The organism is Bacillus smithii, from assembly GCF_001050115.1.
GTDB classification, from domain to species: domain Bacteria; phylum Bacillota; class Bacilli; order Bacillales; family DSM-4216; genus Bacillus_O; species Bacillus_O smithii.
This window is the reverse complement of record NZ_CP012024.1, coordinates 819,795-836,671: the sequence shown is the minus strand read 5'-3', so window position 1 is coordinate 836,671 and position 16,877 is coordinate 819,795. Positions and strand designations below refer to the sequence as shown.

At 42.7% G+C, this 16,877-nt stretch carries 16 protein-coding genes; 1 reads left to right on the top strand and 15 read right to left on the bottom strand.

Annotated features, from left to right (window positions below; translation table 11 throughout):
• Positions 1 to 6: 6 nt before the first annotated feature.
• The 9 genes from ilvN to BSM4216_RS03910 form a co-directional block, all read right to left on the bottom strand.
• Positions 7 to 528, bottom strand: a complete 522-nt coding sequence (ilvN, locus tag BSM4216_RS03950) for an acetolactate synthase small subunit (RefSeq protein WP_048622812.1) — start codon at positions 526 to 528, stop codon at positions 7 to 9.
• Positions 525 to 2,240, bottom strand: coding sequence for an acetolactate synthase large subunit (ilvB, locus tag BSM4216_RS03945; RefSeq protein WP_048622811.1), 1,716 nt, complete (start codon positions 2,238 to 2,240; stop codon positions 525 to 527). Before ilvB ends, ilvN begins: the two co-directional genes overlap by 4 nt.
• A gap of 355 nt (positions 2,241 to 2,595) precedes the next feature.
• Positions 2,596 to 4,263, bottom strand: a complete 1,668-nt coding sequence (ilvD, locus tag BSM4216_RS03940) for a dihydroxy-acid dehydratase (RefSeq protein WP_048622810.1) — start codon at positions 4,261 to 4,263, stop codon at positions 2,596 to 2,598.
• A 19-nt stretch (positions 4,264 to 4,282) separates the two neighbouring features.
• Positions 4,283 to 5,185, bottom strand: a complete 903-nt coding sequence (gene ilvE / locus BSM4216_RS03935; RefSeq protein WP_003353203.1) for a branched-chain-amino-acid transaminase — start codon at positions 5,183 to 5,185, stop codon at positions 4,283 to 4,285.
• 459 nt (positions 5,186 to 5,644) lie between these two features.
• Entirely contained in the window at positions 5,645 to 5,869 is a 225-nt protein-coding gene (locus BSM4216_RS03930; RefSeq protein ID WP_061778483.1) for a hypothetical protein, read from the bottom strand.
• A gap of 111 nt (positions 5,870 to 5,980) precedes the next feature.
• On the bottom strand, positions 5,981 to 7,930 hold the full coding sequence (locus BSM4216_RS03925) for a transglycosylase domain-containing protein (protein WP_053083216.1): 1,950 nt from the start codon (positions 7,928 to 7,930) through the stop codon (positions 5,981 to 5,983).
• A gap of 485 nt (positions 7,931 to 8,415) precedes the next feature.
• Positions 8,416 to 9,081: a molybdate ABC transporter permease subunit gene (gene modB, locus BSM4216_RS03920; RefSeq protein WP_048622808.1), complete on the bottom strand. Its 666-nt coding sequence runs from the start codon at positions 9,079 to 9,081 to the stop codon at positions 8,416 to 8,418.
• Positions 9,082 to 9,894, bottom strand: coding sequence for a molybdate ABC transporter substrate-binding protein (modA, locus tag BSM4216_RS03915; protein ID WP_048624385.1), 813 nt, complete (start codon positions 9,892 to 9,894; stop codon positions 9,082 to 9,084).
• A gap of 46 nt (positions 9,895 to 9,940) precedes the next feature.
• The gene (locus BSM4216_RS03910) at positions 9,941 to 10,141 is read right to left on the bottom strand and encodes a twin-arginine translocase TatA/TatE family subunit (RefSeq protein WP_048622807.1); all 201 of its coding nucleotides are present in this window, start codon (positions 10,139 to 10,141) and stop codon (positions 9,941 to 9,943) included.
• 229 nt (positions 10,142 to 10,370) lie between these two features.
• On the opposite strand from BSM4216_RS03910, the gene BSM4216_RS03905 reads away from it, so the two are divergent.
• Positions 10,371 to 11,156 carry an arylamine N-acetyltransferase family protein gene (locus tag BSM4216_RS03905; RefSeq protein WP_048622806.1) on the top strand — a complete coding sequence of 262 codons (786 nt, stop codon included), beginning with the start codon at positions 10,371 to 10,373 and terminating at the stop codon, positions 11,154 to 11,156.
• Positions 11,157 to 11,503: 347 nt separating this feature from the next.
• Here the strand turns inward: BSM4216_RS03905 and BSM4216_RS03900 are convergent, their stop codons facing one another.
• From BSM4216_RS03900 to BSM4216_RS03875, 6 genes are all read right to left on the bottom strand, one after another.
• Complete coding sequence (locus tag BSM4216_RS03900) at positions 11,504 to 11,692, bottom strand: 4-oxalocrotonate tautomerase (protein ID WP_048622805.1); 189 nt, start codon at positions 11,690 to 11,692, stop codon at positions 11,504 to 11,506.
• A 19-nt stretch (positions 11,693 to 11,711) separates the two neighbouring features.
• Positions 11,712 to 12,503, bottom strand: coding sequence for a 2-keto-4-pentenoate hydratase (locus BSM4216_RS03895; protein WP_048622804.1), 792 nt, complete (start codon positions 12,501 to 12,503; stop codon positions 11,712 to 11,714).
• Between the two features lie 12 nt (positions 12,504 to 12,515).
• Complete coding sequence (dmpG, locus tag BSM4216_RS03890; protein ID WP_048622803.1) at positions 12,516 to 13,526, bottom strand: 4-hydroxy-2-oxovalerate aldolase; 1,011 nt, start codon at positions 13,524 to 13,526, stop codon at positions 12,516 to 12,518.
• Between the two features lie 13 nt (positions 13,527 to 13,539).
• Entirely contained in the window at positions 13,540 to 14,424 is an 885-nt protein-coding gene (locus BSM4216_RS03885; protein ID WP_048622802.1) for an acetaldehyde dehydrogenase (acetylating), read from the bottom strand.
• Positions 14,425 to 14,443: 19 nt separating this feature from the next.
• Positions 14,444 to 15,229, bottom strand: a complete 786-nt coding sequence (locus tag BSM4216_RS03880) for a 2-keto-4-pentenoate hydratase (RefSeq protein ID WP_048622801.1) — start codon at positions 15,227 to 15,229, stop codon at positions 14,444 to 14,446.
• Positions 15,230 to 15,486: 257 nt separating this feature from the next.
• Positions 15,487 to 16,860 (bottom strand): IS1380 family transposase, encoded by a 1,374-nt coding sequence (locus tag BSM4216_RS03875; RefSeq protein WP_048624384.1) that lies wholly within the window; start codon positions 16,858 to 16,860, stop codon positions 15,487 to 15,489.
• Positions 16,861 to 16,877 lie beyond the last annotated feature (17 nt).

Sequence of the window (16,877 nt, the reverse complement as noted above, 5' to 3'; positions counted from 1 at the left end):
TCCTGTTTAATTTAAGATGGTATATTGCTTGAAATCAGTGACTGATTTTTGTGAACCTCTCGGCAATGCCGTGATCCCGGTCCTGGATATTTCTTTAATCCCATATGGACGAAGCAAATCAATGATCGTTTCTACTTTTTCAAAATTTCCGGCAATTTGCACGGTAACACTGTCTTTTGCTACATCGACGATCGTTGCCCGGAAAGGTTCAATAATTCCTTTGATTTCTCCTCGTGTTTGAGGAGTGCTGATAACCTTAATTAATGCCAGTTCTCGAATGACGATCGCTTGATCAGTAATATCGGAAACTTTCAAAACATCAATCTGTTTATTCAGCTGTTTAGTCAATTGCTCCATTTTTCTGTCATCTTCTACATGAACGACAAAAGTCATTTTTGAAATTCCTTCTGCCTCTGTCGGTCCAACCGTAATACTTTCAATATTAAATTGCCTTCTTGTGAACAGACCGGTGATCCGGTTCAAAACTCCGCTTTGATTTAGCACTGATACGGTCACAATGCGCCTCATGGTTTCACCCCAATCATTTCATGTAGTCCTTTTCCCGGTGCTATCATAGGAAATACTTTTTCCATCGGCTTGATTCGACAGTCGACTAATACCGGTTGACGATCATTGAATGTCTCGCGAATGACTTCTTCCGCTTCTTTTTCGGTTGAAACCTTAAATCCGCGAATACCATATGAATCAGCGAGCTTCACATAGTCAGGCTGCACAGGAGTTAAGGATTGGGAATAACGTTCTTCATAAAAGGCTTCCTGCCATTGCCGAACCATTCCTAACGCCTGATTGTTAAAAATGAAAATTTTTATAGGCAAATCGAATTCTTTTATGACCGCTAATTCTTGAAGCGTCATTTGAAATCCGGCATCTCCAACGATCGCCACCACCGTTTCTTCCTCTTCAGCAAACTGCGCTCCAATGGCCGCCGGAAGACCAAATCCCATCGTTCCCAGTCCTCCAGACGTGATCCAACGGTTCGGACGGACAAATCCATAATGCTGGGCAACCCACATTTGATGCTGGCCCACATCTGTTGAAACAATCGCTTCACCTTTCGAAAATTTATGGATCATTTTCACTAAACGCTGTGGTGAAATTCCCTCCTCATCGTCTGAAAGCCAAAGCGGAAAATTACGTTTGTATTTTTCCAAGTGAAGAAGCCATTCATTGATTTCCGGAATTTCCTTATCCTCTTTCAACAATTGGCTCAAGGCTTCTTTTACATCACCTACAATCGGGATATGCGTTTCGACATTTTTTCCGATTTCTGCTGGATCAATATCAATGTGCGCCACTTTCGCTTTTGGAGCAAAATGCTTTAAATTTCCCGTTAAGCGGTCATCAAATCTTGCGCCAAAATTAATGAGCAAATCACATTCATACATGGCCATATTGGCCGTATAGGTTCCGTGCATCCCCCCCATTCCAAGAAACAAAGGATGATCAGCCGGAAATGATCCTAAACCAAGCAGTGTATTAACAACCGGTATATTGGTTTCCTCAGCAAATGCCAACAGTTCATCGGAAGCTTGAGCATGAAGCACACCAGCCCCTGCCAAAATCACTGGTTTTTGCGACGTTGCAATCGCTTCCGTCAATTTTCTGATTTGCAAAATATTCGGAACGATTGTAGGCTGATATCCCGGCAACTCCACTGTATGATCAAAAGAAGGACGTGTTTCATTGTTGGCGATATCTTTTGGAATATCGATCAATACAGGCCCCGGTCGGCCAGTGGTCGCAATATGGAAGGCTTCTTTTACGATTTTCGGCAAGTCATTCAAGTTACGAACTTGATAATTGTGCTTAGTAATTGGCATCGTGATGCCGATAATATCTGCTTCTTGAAAGGCATCTGAGCCGATTACATTTGTGGCGACTTGACCTGTAAAAATAACAAGCGGCAACGAATCCATCATGGCATCTGTAATTCCCGTAATTAAATTGGTTGCACCAGGTCCCGATGTAGCGATGACAACTCCTGGTTTACCTGATACTCTCGCGTATCCTTCAGCGGCATGAATGGCTCCCTGCTCATGTTTTGCCAGTATATGGCGAATCGGATTTTTATATAACGCATCATATATTGGCAATACAGCTCCACCAGGATATCCAAAAATGATTTCCACGTTTTCTCTTTTTAATGATTCAATCAGAATTTCTGCACCTGTCATTGTCCCCGTTACAGATTCCGTTTCCGCTTTTGCATTAGCCCTCATTGATTCTCCCTCCAACTGGTTGGTTTCATCCTTTAGACTTTTTGACTCAAAAAGAAAAGCCTTTTCACTCCTTGCGCCTACCAATCCTATAGCGCAGGGGTGAAAAGGCTGTATTCTTTCCACGGTACCACCCTGATTCATGACATTCTCACGAATGCCACCTCATGAACAATGACTGACACATTGTTCTTTTTGATAACGAGTATATTATACTCGGCCAATCCTAATAGTTTCCGTTCAGATCGGCACTCAGAGGGGATGTCGCTGCAGGTAGTATTACCGGCTCTCAGCAACAACCGGCTCTCTGTGAATACGGAATTCCTGCAACTTTTACCTCGTCATCGATTTGCATCGATTAAATTTTCATGATCCCGCCTGTGCTGGCGGAAGTGACAAGTTTGGAATATCTCGCCAAATAGCCTTTTTTAATTTTCGGTTCAGGCTGAACCCAACGTCTCTTTCGTTCTGTCATTTCTTCTTCTGTCAGCAACACATTGATCGTTCGATTTTCCAGATCGATCAAGATTTGATCTCCATTTTCAATGAAAGCAATTGGACCGCCTTCAGCAGCTTCAGGGGATATATGACCTATAGAAATGCCACGGGAAGCACCTGAAAATCTTCCATCCGTTATGAGAGCCACTTTTTTATCGAGCCCTCTTCCGGCAATCTCTGAAGTAGGAGCAAGCATTTCCGGCATCCCCGGTCCGCCTTTAGGTCCTTCATATCGAATGACAACAACGTGCCCTTCTCGGACCAATCCGCTGTGAATTCCTTTCAACGCTTCATCCTGCGAATCGAACACGATCGCTTCTCCAAGGAAAGTCTTGATGGAAGGATCTACAGCCCCTACCTTAATGACGGCTCCATCCGGAGCAATATTTCCATACAAGATGGAAAGTCCGCCGACAGCACTGTATGGATTTTCCTTTCTTCTGATGACTTGATCATCCAATATTTTGGCATCTTTTACATTTTCATACAAAGTTTTTCCGGTAATCGTGATTCTATCTTTATGGATTACTCCATCCATTTCACACAATTCTTTAATGATTGCGCTAATGCCCCCTGCCCTGTGAACATCCTGCATCGAATAGTCCGAGGCAGGACTGATTTTGGCTAAATAAGGAACTTTCTTGGCAATTTCGTTGATTCGCTTTAAATCGTACTCAATTTCGGCCTCATTTGCGATGGCCAACGTATGAAGAACCGTATTAGTGGAACCGCCCATTGCCATATCAAGAGCAAACGCATCATCAATAGCTTCTGGTGTAATAATATCTCGCGGTCGGATGTCTTTTTCGATCAACTCCATTAAATATTGGACGGCTTCCTTGATAAGCTTGCGCCGCTCCGAAGAAGTGGCGACAATCGTTGCATTGCCCGGAGGTGTCATGCCAAGCACTTCCATCAATGAATTCATTGAGTTAGCAGTAAACATCCCCGAACAAGAACCACAAGACGGACAAGCGTTTCTTTCAATTTCCCCAAATTCTTCTTCCGAAATTCTTCCGGATAATCGTGCTCCGACTCCTTCAAACACCGAGGAAAGCGACAGCGGTTTTCCTGCTTTTGTTCTGCCTGCTTCCATCGGCCCTCCGGATACGAAAACGGAAGGAACATTCGTCCGAACCGCCGCCATTAGCATACCAGGTGTTATTTTATCGCAATTGGGAATAAAGAATACTCCATCAAACCAGTGGGCATTGATGACTGTCTCTGCCGAATCGGCGATCAGTTCCCTGCTGGGCAAGGAGTATCGCATTCCGATATGCCCCATGGCGATTCCATCGTCTACCCCGATCGTATTAAATTCAAACGGGACACCGCCAGCCTCTCTTATGGCATCTTTGACCACTTCCGCAAATTCTTTTAAATGGACATGTCCCGGAATAATATCGATATACGAATTGCACACACCGATAAACGGTTTGTTTAAATCTTCTGTTTTGACCCCTGCCGCGTATAAAAGGCTGCGATGAGGGGCTCGGTCAATCCCTTTTTTTATCATGTCACTGCGCATCCATATCTCCTCCGAAGCCTCAACCAGCATGAACGCTTGTTTCTGAATACACTTTTACTCCGTCCGTTGTTACATATTCACGGAATGCATCCAACAATTTCTTCGTATATTCACCAGGTTTTCCGTCCCCGATCACTCTTCCGTCCACTTTCACTACCGAAATGATTTCCGCTGCCGTACCTGTTAAAAAGACTTCATCCGCCGAATATACGTCGTGACGCGTCATCGTTTCTTCCCTGACATCAAAGCCCAATTTTCTTCCAATCTCAATAATTGTATTTCTTGTAATTCCTTCCAGTGCACCGACGTAAGCAGGAGGTGTTTTTACGACTCCGTTCTTTACGATAAAAATATTATCCCCCGAACCTTCCGCCACATAACCTTGATCGTTTAACATCAACGCTTCACTGGCGTTTGCCAACTGTGCTTCAATTTTTACAAGAATATTATTTAGATAGTTTAAAGATTTTACTTGAGGTGGAAGCACATCCGAACGATTTCGTCGGCTTGCTACCGTCACAATTTCAATTCCAGTCTCATATAATTCTTTAGGATAAAGAGCAAGCGGTTCAGCTATGACAATAATTTGAGGTCCTTTACAGTTGTTCGGATCCAGACCCAAGTCACCGACCCCTCTCGAAACGACCACCCGAATATACGCATCTTCCAACTCATTCTTTTTTAGCGTATCCACAATGATTTGAGTCATTTCTTCCTTTGTTTTAGGGATATTCAACATAATGGATTTGGCGGAGTCGTAAAGCCGATCAATATGTTCTTTTAATCGAAATACCACTCCCTTATACATCCGGATGCCTTCAAATACGCCATCTCCGTACAAAAAGCCGTGGTCGTACACTGAAATGACCGCATCTTCTTTTTTTACCAATTTGCCGTTTAAATAGATCCATTGCTCACTCACTTTTGTTCACTCCTTGATAGTTAAAAAATAGAAATTAAATGGCGGAAAAATTTTTGAATAATTTTATTTATCTGCCGTATCAGAATATTGTTTAATTGAGGTAAATAATACAGCTGTTTTTCGTTCTGGTCAATACCTTTATGGTTAATTTTTTGACTTTTTTGAATCATCCGTTTATTTTGTTACCGCTTACAAATGCGCTATTCTCTTATTTTCGCTCGTTTTTAAATTTTTTTCTATCATTCCTCTCTCTATCACCGTTCTTTTAAAAGAGCACTCCACCAAAACTGCCGGACCGCTGGAACAAAACCATTTTAAAAAATTTCAACTTCCCATTGGGATAACAGATAAACCCGGCTTTTCTCTCTCCTTTCAAAACGAATGGTCCCAACCAATCACTTCCCCACATCGTGAAAAAAAGTAATTTCCGTGACTGTTTCTTTTTTGCCGTCCCAAAAGTCAAAATGACCTAGGAGCATCCCTGTTTTCATGTAAATCTTTATATCGAACAAGCTGGTGATCGCGAAATTCACTCGTTTTTCCCAGGCGATACACGACCTCCCTTGCTTGAACCTCGCTGCGGTGTCTCGCTCGGCTTGCTTTTCCTGCAGAAGCCTCTCCCATTCCGCGATCATCCCAATTAGACAAAAGCAAAAAAACGTCTTTTCCATTAGCAAGCGCCAACCCTAACACTCCGCCCGCTTCAAAATAAAACTCCCGAAAACAGAAAAAACCCGACGAGAGAAAGGTTTTATCTCGTCGGATTTATTTGTTCAAAAGGGGCCTTTATGGCCTTTAAAAAAGCTTCTTCCATTCTTCGATGAGTTTTTCTTTCCAATCTTTTTTCTTCTTTTTCTCTACTTGTTTTTGAATAGGCGTTACATCAAATGATTCATTTTTTATATACGGCAGCGTTTTTTCCATGACCTCCCGAAATACTGGGACTACTCCATCAGAACTGTTGCTGGTCAAGTAATCGTTGTTGTTGTCAAAGCCAAGCCAGACAGCTCCCACCACGTTTGGCGTATACCCAATAAACCATTGGTCCTTTGTTCCATCCACGCCTTCAATCGGCACCTGAGTAGAGCCTGTCTTTCCGGCAATCTTATACCCTGGAATCGATGCTTTTCTTCCAGTTCCTTCTGCGACTACGTTCAACAGCATAGAATTCATTTCATCAACTACTTTTTTACTTGTAACGCGCTTTCCTTCGCCTTTCCACTCTGCTACCACCTTGCCGTCAGGGTCCACAATTTTTCTGATAAAATGTCCTTCTTGGCGAACCCCACCATTGGCAAACGTCGAATAGGCGGACGCCATTTGCAATGGCGAGACCCCTTTATACATTCCGCCAAGAGCGATGCTCAAGTTCCGGTCTTCTTTTTCAAGAGGGATTCCGAAACGTTTTAAAGCATCCACGCCTTTATCCAGTCCAATCTCGTTTAAAAGCCAAACAGCCGGTACATTCAGCGATTTTTCAACCGCTTCGTACATTGGAACTTCTCCTTTGTACACTCCGTCATAGTTGGAAGGCTCATAATCGCCGAATTTCATTTTTTCATCTTTCAGCATGCTCGTTGGTTCATATCCTTCTTCTAAAGCCGGTGTATAAACAGCGAGAGGCTTAATCGTAGATCCAGGAGAAGTTTTCATTTGCGTAGCATAGCTGAAACCACGGAATACATGTTCTCCACGGCTTCCTACAACCCCTAAAACCCCTCCATTATGTGGATCTAACATAACGACCGCGCTTTGAACATCCCCGCCATGTACACCTTTTGGAAAAAGCCAATCCTCCTTATACACTTTTTCCAATTGAGATTGGATATTTTGATCCATCGTAGTGTAAATTTTATATCCCTTCTCCAAAAGATCTTTTTGAGAAAGGCCATAGCGATTGACAGCTTCTTCAATAACGGCATCGCCAAAATAAGGATATTTTTCTTTTAGCGGGTCCTTGCTTCCGTCTTTCAATACGATGGTCGTACTTTTGGCTTTATTCGCTTCATCTTGTGTGATGTACCCATATTTGACCATTTGGTCCAGTACGACGTTGCGGCGTTTGATGGCCGCTTCGTAATGATTGTACGGATCAAGGGCGGACGGAGCCTTAATGAGACCGGCAAGCAAAGCTGATTCACTCAAATTCAAATCTTGCACATTTTTTCCAAAATACTTTTCCGATGCATTTTGTACTCCCCATGCACCTTGCCCAAAGTAAATGGTGTTTAAGTACATTTCCAGTATTTCTTTTTTCTTGTACACTTTTTCGATTTGGATCGCAAGAAAGAGTTCTTCAATTTTTCGCTTTAACGTTTTTTCCGGTGAAAGCAGCGCGTTTTTCGTCAGCTGCTGCGTAATCGTGCTTCCACCTTGGACCGCTCCTCCATGCAGTATATCTTGCACAAACGCTCTCAGCATTCCTTTTAAATAAAATCCGTTATGGTTGTAAAATTGATGGTCTTCAATCGCAACCACAGCGTCTTGCAAAGAATCCGGTATTTTCTTGATCGGCACACTATCTGAGCGATTAGCTGATAATTTACTGGCAACGTCTCCGTCTTTGTCATAAATAATCGTTTGCTGGGATAGACCTTTTTTTAAAGACTCGACATCTGCTGATTTCATAAAATAGATCACAAATCCCAGTAATAAAAGAACGCAAATAGAAAGAAGCAAAATAAACACTTGGGTTAGATGGAATTTTCTCCAAATGTTCTTCATTGTATCTAAAGATGTTCCCATGTCTTTTTTGGTTCCCCCTGTTGTTTACACTAGTCCATAAAGGATTTTAAATCCGCTTTGATTACTTGATTCCACTTCTTTTTAGTGACATGTTTTTGCCAAACGGATTTCATTTGCTCAAGGCTGTTTTTTACAGCCGTAAACAAAAGTCCATGGAGCAATGAAAGCACCTTACGCTGAGAAACATTATAACATAATGAATTTCAACAAAAGTCGTTCTTTTCGAGAGAAAAAATTCCGATAACGACATGATTTTCCTCTCCTTAACGGCCCGTTTGAGATTTATGTCTCATTGATTTTACTCTTGTTCCTGTTTTTTTGTCTAGATGATTATTTCCCATTCCGTGTGGAAAAATCAAACTTCTGCCAGGAAACTTGTAAAAGGGAAAGGGAAAAGCCGAAAGCAAAATCTCAGGGGAACGAGGGGGAAAGCGGAAACTCAGTAAGGAACAAGAAATCATTCGACCTAGGATTCTCCGATTCTATTAAGATGATTTCTTCTTCAGCATCTGGACGACAAACAGTAATACAAATGAAATCGACATCAACACGATAACCAACGTCCACGCTGTTTTCATATCCCCGCTTTCCATCGCCATATAAATGGCGATGGCGGTGGTTTGAGTTTTTCCAGGGATATTGCCTGCGAACATAAGCGTAGCGCCAAATTCGCCCAATGCCCTTGCAAAGCTTAAAAAGATTCCCGCCATTACCGCTTTCCATATAAGCGGCAGTTCAATATAGATTAATATTTGCAGCCAAGATGCACGGTCTAATCGGGCAGCTTGAATGATTTCTTGATTAATTTCTTGAAATCCGATGCTCAGCGATTGGTACATGAGCGGAAAAGATACAACCGTAGCAGAAATTAAAGCAGCCCACTGCGTAAACATAAGCGGTTGGCCGAAAATCGACTCAACCGCCCGCCCAAGTATAGAATCCCCGCCAAGCAATACGATTAATATAAACCCTACAACGGTTGGTGGTAAAACAATCGGTAAAAGAAACAATAGCTCGACCAGCAACTTTCCTTTAAAAGAATAGGCAGTCATCCATTTTGCCGCCGCCAGCCCGAAAATAAGCACGATAATCGTTGCTCCAAAAGCGAGCTTTAGGGATAAAAAAATCGGTTCCCATAAAGAACTTGCCATTTATGAATGCTCCTTGGAAGGGATTAAATAACCGTATTTTTTAAACACATCTTGGCAGTGCTTGTCCTGTAAGAAGCTAGCAAAATCTTTCGCCCATTGTTCATGTTTATGCTTAATAACCGCCATTTCATAATCAATAGGATCATGCAGTTTTGGATCTGCTACTATAGCCGTTTTCACTTTTTTGGAAGACAGAGCATCTGTTTTATAAACAAACGCTGCATCAACGCTGCCGGTTTCCACATAATTCAGAGCCTGTCTGACATCCTTCGTATAAACGATTTTATCGTCTAAATCATCCCATAATTTTAAAGATTTCAACGTTTGTTCGGCGTATTTGCCAGCGGGAACAGTCTCCGGAGTTCCAAGGGCGATTTTTTTCACATTTTTGCTCGTCAAGTCCTTGATATCAGAAATCGATTGCGCTCCCTCTTTTGGCACAGCTACAACAAGTTCATTTTTTAATAACAAAACGTCCTTGCTGACAAGGTTCTTTTCCTTTAATTGATCAACGTTATCTGCGGATGCCGATAAAAACAAGTCTACCGGAGCTCCTTGAGAAATCTGTTGCGCTAACGCTCCAGAACCACCGTAGTTTACAGTAACATGAAAATCCTTATGTTTTTTTTCAAACTCGGCAATGAGCTCATCAAGAACGGGTTGCAAACTGGCCGCTGCTGAGACGGTAATGTTCTTCGTTTCTGCTTTATCTTGTGTTCCCGCCGTATCCTGCGCTCCTCCTGACGACTTTCCGGAACAACCTGCTACAATCAGCAGTACAGCTACAGTTAAGAGACTAAAAATTCTTTTCATCCTCATCCTCATTCTCATCCTTTCCATCCAGAAAAAAAATCCCGATTTATCGGGAATTTTCATCTTTCACGACTGCATTTTCTTTTTCTTTCCCTTCCTCCTCATCATCCAAAATACCTTTCATGCCTTTTTTAAATTCATGAAGGGTTTGTCCGGCGGCTTTTCCTAATTGAGGGAGTTTAGCAGGTCCAAAAATCAACAACGCAACAATAACAATAAGAGCAATCTCACCAAATCCCAGGTTCATGTATGACTCCCCTTTGCCTCATGATCCCCTTAAAGAGGGAACCTAATGAAGTTGTTATGTGACACAATTTTTATTAATTTTCATTTATTTTTATTATACAATACCACTTACATCTTTGCACTACTTTGACCATGATGACATGTCTTCAAATAATGTCTGAACAACGAAACAGTGAAATGGTTGCAGGTTTAAAACTGAAAAGACTACAATAAGTTCAGGGGTGATCCACATGGCAACAGCAAAACCGGGGGCTGAAAACAACAGCACTGTTGAGAAAATAAGCAGTACACTGAGACAGTTCGCCAGCCAATATCCTTTCGAAAATCTTGATGTCGTCACTCAAAATACGATGCCAATCACAGAAACTTTTCTTTTTCAAAAATTTTCCCAATATCGGGGCGGGTTGTGCTATGAGCTAAACCCATATCTTTATTTGCAACTGAAGGAAGAAGGATACAATGTAAAATTAGTTTCCGGCACCATTTCGAACGGAAACCATTGGGCCCTTGATGGCACTCATGTTTTAATTCTTCTCGATCTCGGAGATTCTTTATGGTTGGTAGATGCCGGATTTGGCAATCAACTTGCTCTATCCCCCATTCAGATTGACGGGATGGCTGTATCCTCGGCAGCAGGAAGTTTTCGAGCTCGCCGTTTACAAACTCCAAAGGGTACACATGTGCTCGAAATGAAATCGGAAGAACACTGGATCATCAAATATGCATTTTCGTTGAAGGAGCTCCCTTGGGAAAAATTGACGGATATCAAAGAACAAATTACGTTTCATGAAAAATCCCCGTTTAATAGTTCTCCATTAATCGCCCAATGTTTTAGCGATCAAACTCTTTCCGTCACGGATAAACAGATGAGAGTCCGCTTTTCCAAAACAGGACAGCAAAAACTGGTTAAATTCAACGATCCAATAGAATTCATGGAAGCCGTGAAGACACTTTTTTCAAATTCCATTTTTGAAAAAACTTCAGAATACATGAAAAAAGCGGAAAAACATAGTTAGAAACTGACATTTTTCCGCTTTGTCAACTTTTTCTAGAAATCCATTCATTGTTACCTCGTCTTCTCATCGTCGTTTTCCATTATTGCTTTTTCTCAGCAAGATTCCCGATTCGGTCTTTTTATTGATTCGTATATTGGTTAAAACATGATCTTTTAATTACATGCAACCGCTTTTTAATAAATACAGGCAGCAGATGGTTATCATCATGAAATTGATATTCACTACAAATCAGCTGCTTAAGAAACTGTAAAGTCCCCTTTTAAAAAAGAAAACGATCCATTTTTATCTGAATAAGACAATAGGGTCTTTATGATATGGAACAAAAGAATACTTTCTCTTGCGGTTCTTTATTTGCTTTCCGCTTTTGTTTTGCCTGCGGTGCCCCAATGTGTGGGAGGGATCTCCGTCACAACGACACGTATACTTTCCAGCGGCGCATCTAAAGTACCAGCGACACAGTCTGTGACATTTTTAATCACGTCTTTGATTTTCTCTTCTGATCTGCCTTCAAGTAAATGAATCTGAATAAATGGCATTTGAAAATCCTCCTCAAAATTAGTCGCGGACTGCGAAGGAAACGTCCCCTAATTGATCCAACTTTCCATGGACAACATCTCCGTTTGCAAGCATAATCGCCTCTGTGATCGCTCCTGCCAAAATGATATCTCCTGCTTGAAGCTTTTTGCCGGAACGGGCCAGCATATTGGCAAGAGCTGCGATGGAATTGGCCGGATGATTCAATATCGCGGCACCCGCACCATTCGCTTTTAATTCCCCATTGATGTACAATACAGCACCGATCAGCTCCAAGTCCGTAGTCAAAGAAGATAAAGGCGTCAACTTATTTCCAATGACCACACGGGAAGCGGATGCATTATCGGCAATGACATCAGGAAGTGTAAATTGAAAATTTTTATATCTGCTGTCTATAATTTCAAGAGCCGGTGCGACATAAGCCGTTGCCGACATCACTTGAGCACTTGTGACGCCAGGGCCTTTTATATCCTCTCCAAGGAAAAAGGCGATTTCGATTTCCACTTTTGGATGGATGAATTCGGAAAAAGAGACGGTTTCTCCGCTTTCAATCAACATATCATCCAAAACATAGCCATAAATCGGCTCATTGACTTTCATTTGCTGCATTTTAGCAAAGCTCGTTAGCCCCATTTTGGGCCCGATTATCCGATGTCCGTTTGCTAATTTCAAATTGACCAGCTCTTCCTGAATTCGATACGCTTGCTCAGGCGTCAAGTCTGGAATTTCAGAAGTCAGCCGGACGACTTCTCTTTTTTCTTTTTCAGCATTGATTAAAAATTCCGCCAATTCCCGGTATTTTTTCCTATCCAAATTCCTTTCCCCCTAGATGAATGTTTTCACTTTTGATGCTAGTTCCGAAGCCACTTGTAGAATCATATCTTCTTGTCCCCCAACCACTTTTCTTTTGCCCAGCTCCACCAAAATGTCTCTTTCGTCTACTTGAAAACGCTCTGCCGCTTCCTTAGCATGCAATAAAAAGCTGGAGTATACCCCGGCATAACCTAAAATTAAACTGGCTCCGGTAATTTCTTGAGGACGAGGCATATAGTCTGCCACAATATTCGCTGCGTCCATAATCTTATACAGATCAATGCCGGTTCGATGACCCAATCGATTCAGCACTGCGACCATCACTTCCGTTTGTGTGTTTCCGCTTCCCGCTCCGAGCGCCCTCAGACTGCCGTCAATATATGTTGCTCCTTCTTCTATAGCGGCTAATGTATTCGCCATCGCTAGCGACAAATTATTATGTCCGTGAAAACCAATGTCCACTCCCAGTTCGCTTCGCAACGCGGCAATTTTCTCTTTTACCTCGTGAGGCAGCAATGCCCCCGCCGAATCTGTTACATAAACGACTTCAGCTCCATAGCTTTCAAACAATTTCGCCTGTTCCACCAGTTTGGAAGTAGGCGCCGAATGAGCCATCATCAAAAAACCAACTGTTTTTAAACCAAGATTCCTCCCTAATTCAATATGTTGCTTGGCAACATCGGCTTCTGTCACATGTGTCGCCACACGAACCATATCTGCTCCTGCTTGGACCGCTTCTTTTAAATCTTCTTTAATGCCAATTCCCGGCAAAAGCAAAACAGAAATTTTCGATTGCTGACATTCTTCTTTTGCTGCTGCAATTAATTTCATTTCGTTCACTTTTGAAAATCCGTATTGCAAAGAAGATCCGCCAAGACCATCCCCATGGGATACTTCAAAATATGGGACTCCCGCTTCATCCAGTGCACGAGCTGTCGACCGCACTTGTTTTTCGGTAAAAGCATGTTTCATAGAGTGGCTTCCGTCCCTTAACGTCACATCTACAACCGTTAAATGTGCCATTTTCAATCCTCCTTCACTGTTTCTGCAACTGCGACAGTTTTTTTCCGGCAAATTCTTCCGCTACTTTCCGGGCAGATGCCGTCATTATATCCAAATTCCCTGAATACGGAGGAAAGAAGTCTCCCGCTCCTTCCACCTCTATAAATACAGATACTCGTTTGCCTTTAAATATCGGTTCGGTTCTCAGTCTATAACCCGGGACATACTCTTGAACTTTGGTTACCATTTTTTTAATCGATTCAGTGATTTCTTTTTCTTTTCCTTCTTCCTCTACCAATGCATGAATGGCATCGCGCATCATGATCGGCGGTTCTGCCGGATTTAAGATAATAATCGCCTTGCCTTTTTTCGCTCCACCAATCACTTCGATTCCTCTTGCCGTGGTTCTCGTAAACTCATCAATATTGGCTCGTGTTCCCGGACCCGCACTTTTGCTGGCGATCGTCGCGACAATTTCTGCGTATTCTACAGAAACAACGCGGCAAATGGCATGGACAATAGGAATGGTTGCCTGTCCTCCGCATGTAATCATATTGACATTCGGCTGATCTAAATGCTCAGTTAAATTCACGGCAGGAACAGCAAACGGACCTATAGCAGCAGGGGTTAGATCAATCACCTGTTTTCCAAGCTTCCCTAAAACTTGATTATGGTAATCGTGAGCTTTAGCCGTTGTAGCATCAAAAAGAATATCCGCCAATTCTGGATGCTGCAAAAACCCTTCAATTCCATTGCTAAAAACGGTGTAACCGCGTGTTTTGGCTCGTTTCAATCCCTCTGAATCCGGATCGATTCCAATCATAGTGGACATTTCGAGAACTTCGCTTTTTTCGATCTTATACATTAAGTCAGTGCCAATATTACCGGAGCCAATAATTCCAACCTTCACTTTGTTCACTTGAAAGCCCCCTTTGTTTTTAATCGCCAAATTTCATACTAATCTCGCCTATGTGGGACAGTTTGGCGTGAAAATAATCTCCAGGCTCAGCCGCTACCGCTGCGGACAAAGCTCCCGATAAAATCACTTCGCCTTCTTTTAATGAAATGCCATAATCATGCAATTTGTTGGCAAGCCAGGCAACGCATTTTGCCGGATGGCCCATGGCAGCTGCACCTGCACCTGTATTTATCAATTCGCCATTTTTATACAGAGCCATCCCAATGATTGTTAAATCAAGATCTGCTATGGAAGTCGGGCTCCCACCAAGCACAAAAAACCCGGAGGAAGCGTTGTCTGCTACTGTATCTACTAATTGAATATCCCAATCGCGAATTCGACTATCGACAATTTCTAATGCCGGCACTATATAATCAGTGGCCAGCAAAACGTCTACTTCCGTCACATTTGGTCCAGTTAAGTCTTTCTTTAGCACAAAAGCAATTTCTGCCTCGACTTTCGGCTGGCAAACTTTTTGCCATGAAAGTATCCCATGGTTTTCTAAAATTATTCCATCCAGCAAATGCCCATAATCAGGTTCGTTGACCCCCAATAACGTTTGCATAGCAAGAGACGTCAACCCAATTTTTTTCCCAACAATCTTCTCGCCGGCATTGAGCTTTTTTTGTATGTTCAGCAGCTGAATCTGATAAGCTTCTTCTTCCGTCAGTTGTGGATATGTCTTGGTGAACGGCTCGATCCCTTTCCTTGTTTTCTCTGCATCCAACAATTGCTGTGACAGCAGTTGAATCTGATTTTGTGCCATTTTATCACCCTTATAATTTTATACAAATATTGGATAATTCAGTGTAAAACCTGAATCCGTGATGAATTGAAATCGACTTTGATTTTGTTGTAATTTTGATGGATTGATAATCCATAAAACCCTTTTTATGCTTATGACCTATGTCATCTCTATTTCCGAAAATGGAACAAATCTCTTTTTTTAGGTATACGAACCAAAAAAATAGACAAAAAAGCACAGGGAGTGACGTTGGACATCAGTGCCCGAACATTCGTTCGTTATCTTGCCTCTCTCCATTTCTGATAGACGTTCAGTAGGGGCTCGCTATAGCCACTCCTTCGCGTCCGTTTCATCCAGATCTGTCGTGATCGACGGACGAGTCGCCCTGCCATCGTGATCACCGTCTGAATAATCGTCTTGATGCGGCGGCGTTTCACTTTGTGGTGCAACGGATGTCTCGGATCGCTTAATAGATCTTGTCCAATCAGACGAAGAAGATTGTAAACGAAGGCTCCCATGACCAACACGAGCGCATTCGTTTTCATCTTCCCAGATGGAAGCCGCTCTAAATCTAAGTCGCTCTTCAGTTCGCTATGAAACTGTTCGCCTGTCGCATGGTCATGATACAACGCGAGCACATCGCTCATTCGAACATGCTCGTATCCTTTGAGCCGCACCCAATAGCTTTCCACTTCATAATCAGGAACGAGCATCAGCTGTCCATTGCGTTCCATCGTCCGTTCCGTCACTTGGGTGACTTGAACGTACGTATACGTGTTTCCATCGATCGCTGCCTTCTGTGGAAGGCATAGCTCATAGGTTTGTACTCCTTCGCTTTGTCCATCATCGACACGTTTGCCCTTTTGCGAAGCGATCTGGAACCAAAGCGCTTTCGATTCTCGGCGTAAGTTTCGCTTGATGACAAAGTCCACGTCTTCCTTTAGGCATACGTGCCCATTCGCTTCTGCATCGTTTCCTGCATCCATGCGAACAAGCAGACGAGATGAAGTCAGTTGACGAGCTCGACGGATAGCGGTGACTAAAAACGAGGGCATGTTGTCTTGCACATGTTGTTTCCCTGGACGCAACTCGGCATGAACGAGATCCCCTTCCTTCCCTGCATACGCAAACAACGGTGTAAAACCGTCAAATCCTTTATACGTTCGACTGACTCCTTCTTTTTTCGTATCGGAGTTGTCAAATGGGGAACCATCTATATCAAGGGGAAGCCATGTCGTCTTTCCTTTGGTCCAACAAGGGGACAAAGTGGCATGTCGTTGAATCAACAGACGTATGGACTCCTCCCAAAGAATCGTTTCGGTCATCGGAAGACAAGCGAGCTGATCGAGTCGTTGTCGCAAGGTTGGAGAGGAAGGCACGTGCTGAATCCCCATCGATGCCGAAAAGATATCGTCCTGACGATACGCTTCGATATGATCGAAATCCGTTTTTCCTGTGGCAAGCAAGCCAATCATCGAGCGAATGACATCGCTATGGGAAATGTGCACTTCTCGACGAACCGTTGGAAGCCGAAGTGCGTTTACCCGTTTATCCAGTTTCGTTCGATGGAGTAAGTAGCCAACGAGAGCAAGCCCAGCACTTGGGGTAATCGCTTCATCTGTCAATACAAACCGAATCGGGAAATCTTTCATCACATCACCTACTTGAT

What these genes read in the sequence shown, in the direction of transcription:
- BSM4216_RS03875 (WP_048624384.1), bottom strand. Translation starts at nt 16,860, where the DNA reads ATGAAAGATTTCCCGATTCGGTTTGTATTGACAGATGAAGCGATTACC.
- BSM4216_RS03900 (WP_048622805.1), bottom strand. Translation starts at nt 11,692, where the DNA reads ATGCCATTTATTCAGATTCATTTACTTGAAGGCAGATCAGAAGAGAAA.
- BSM4216_RS03880 (WP_048622801.1), bottom strand. Translation starts at nt 15,229, where the DNA reads ATGGCACAAAATCAGATTCAACTGCTGTCACAGCAATTGTTGGATGCA.
- BSM4216_RS03925 (WP_053083216.1), bottom strand. Translation starts at nt 7,930, where the DNA reads ATGGGAACATCTTTAGATACAATGAAGAACATTTGGAGAAAATTCCAT.
- BSM4216_RS03910 (WP_048622807.1), bottom strand. Translation starts at nt 10,141, where the DNA reads ATGAACCTGGGATTTGGTGAGATTGCTCTTATTGTTATTGTTGCGTTG.
- BSM4216_RS03905 (WP_048622806.1), top strand. Translation starts at nt 10,371, where the DNA reads ATGGCAACAGCAAAACCGGGGGCTGAAAACAACAGCACTGTTGAGAAA.
- ilvD (WP_048622810.1), bottom strand. Translation starts at nt 4,263, where the DNA reads ATGCGCAGTGACATGATAAAAAAAGGGATTGACCGAGCCCCTCATCGC.
- modA (WP_048624385.1), bottom strand. Translation starts at nt 9,894, where the DNA reads ATGAAAAGAATTTTTAGTCTCTTAACTGTAGCTGTACTGCTGATTGTA.
- ilvN (WP_048622812.1), bottom strand. Translation starts at nt 528, where the DNA reads ATGAGGCGCATTGTGACCGTATCAGTGCTAAATCAAAGCGGAGTTTTG.
- modB (WP_048622808.1), bottom strand. Translation starts at nt 9,081, where the DNA reads ATGGCAAGTTCTTTATGGGAACCGATTTTTTTATCCCTAAAGCTCGCT.
- ilvB (WP_048622811.1), bottom strand. Translation starts at nt 2,240, where the DNA reads ATGAGGGCTAATGCAAAAGCGGAAACGGAATCTGTAACGGGGACAATG.
- dmpG (WP_048622803.1), bottom strand. Translation starts at nt 13,526, where the DNA reads ATGGCACATTTAACGGTTGTAGATGTGACGTTAAGGGACGGAAGCCAC.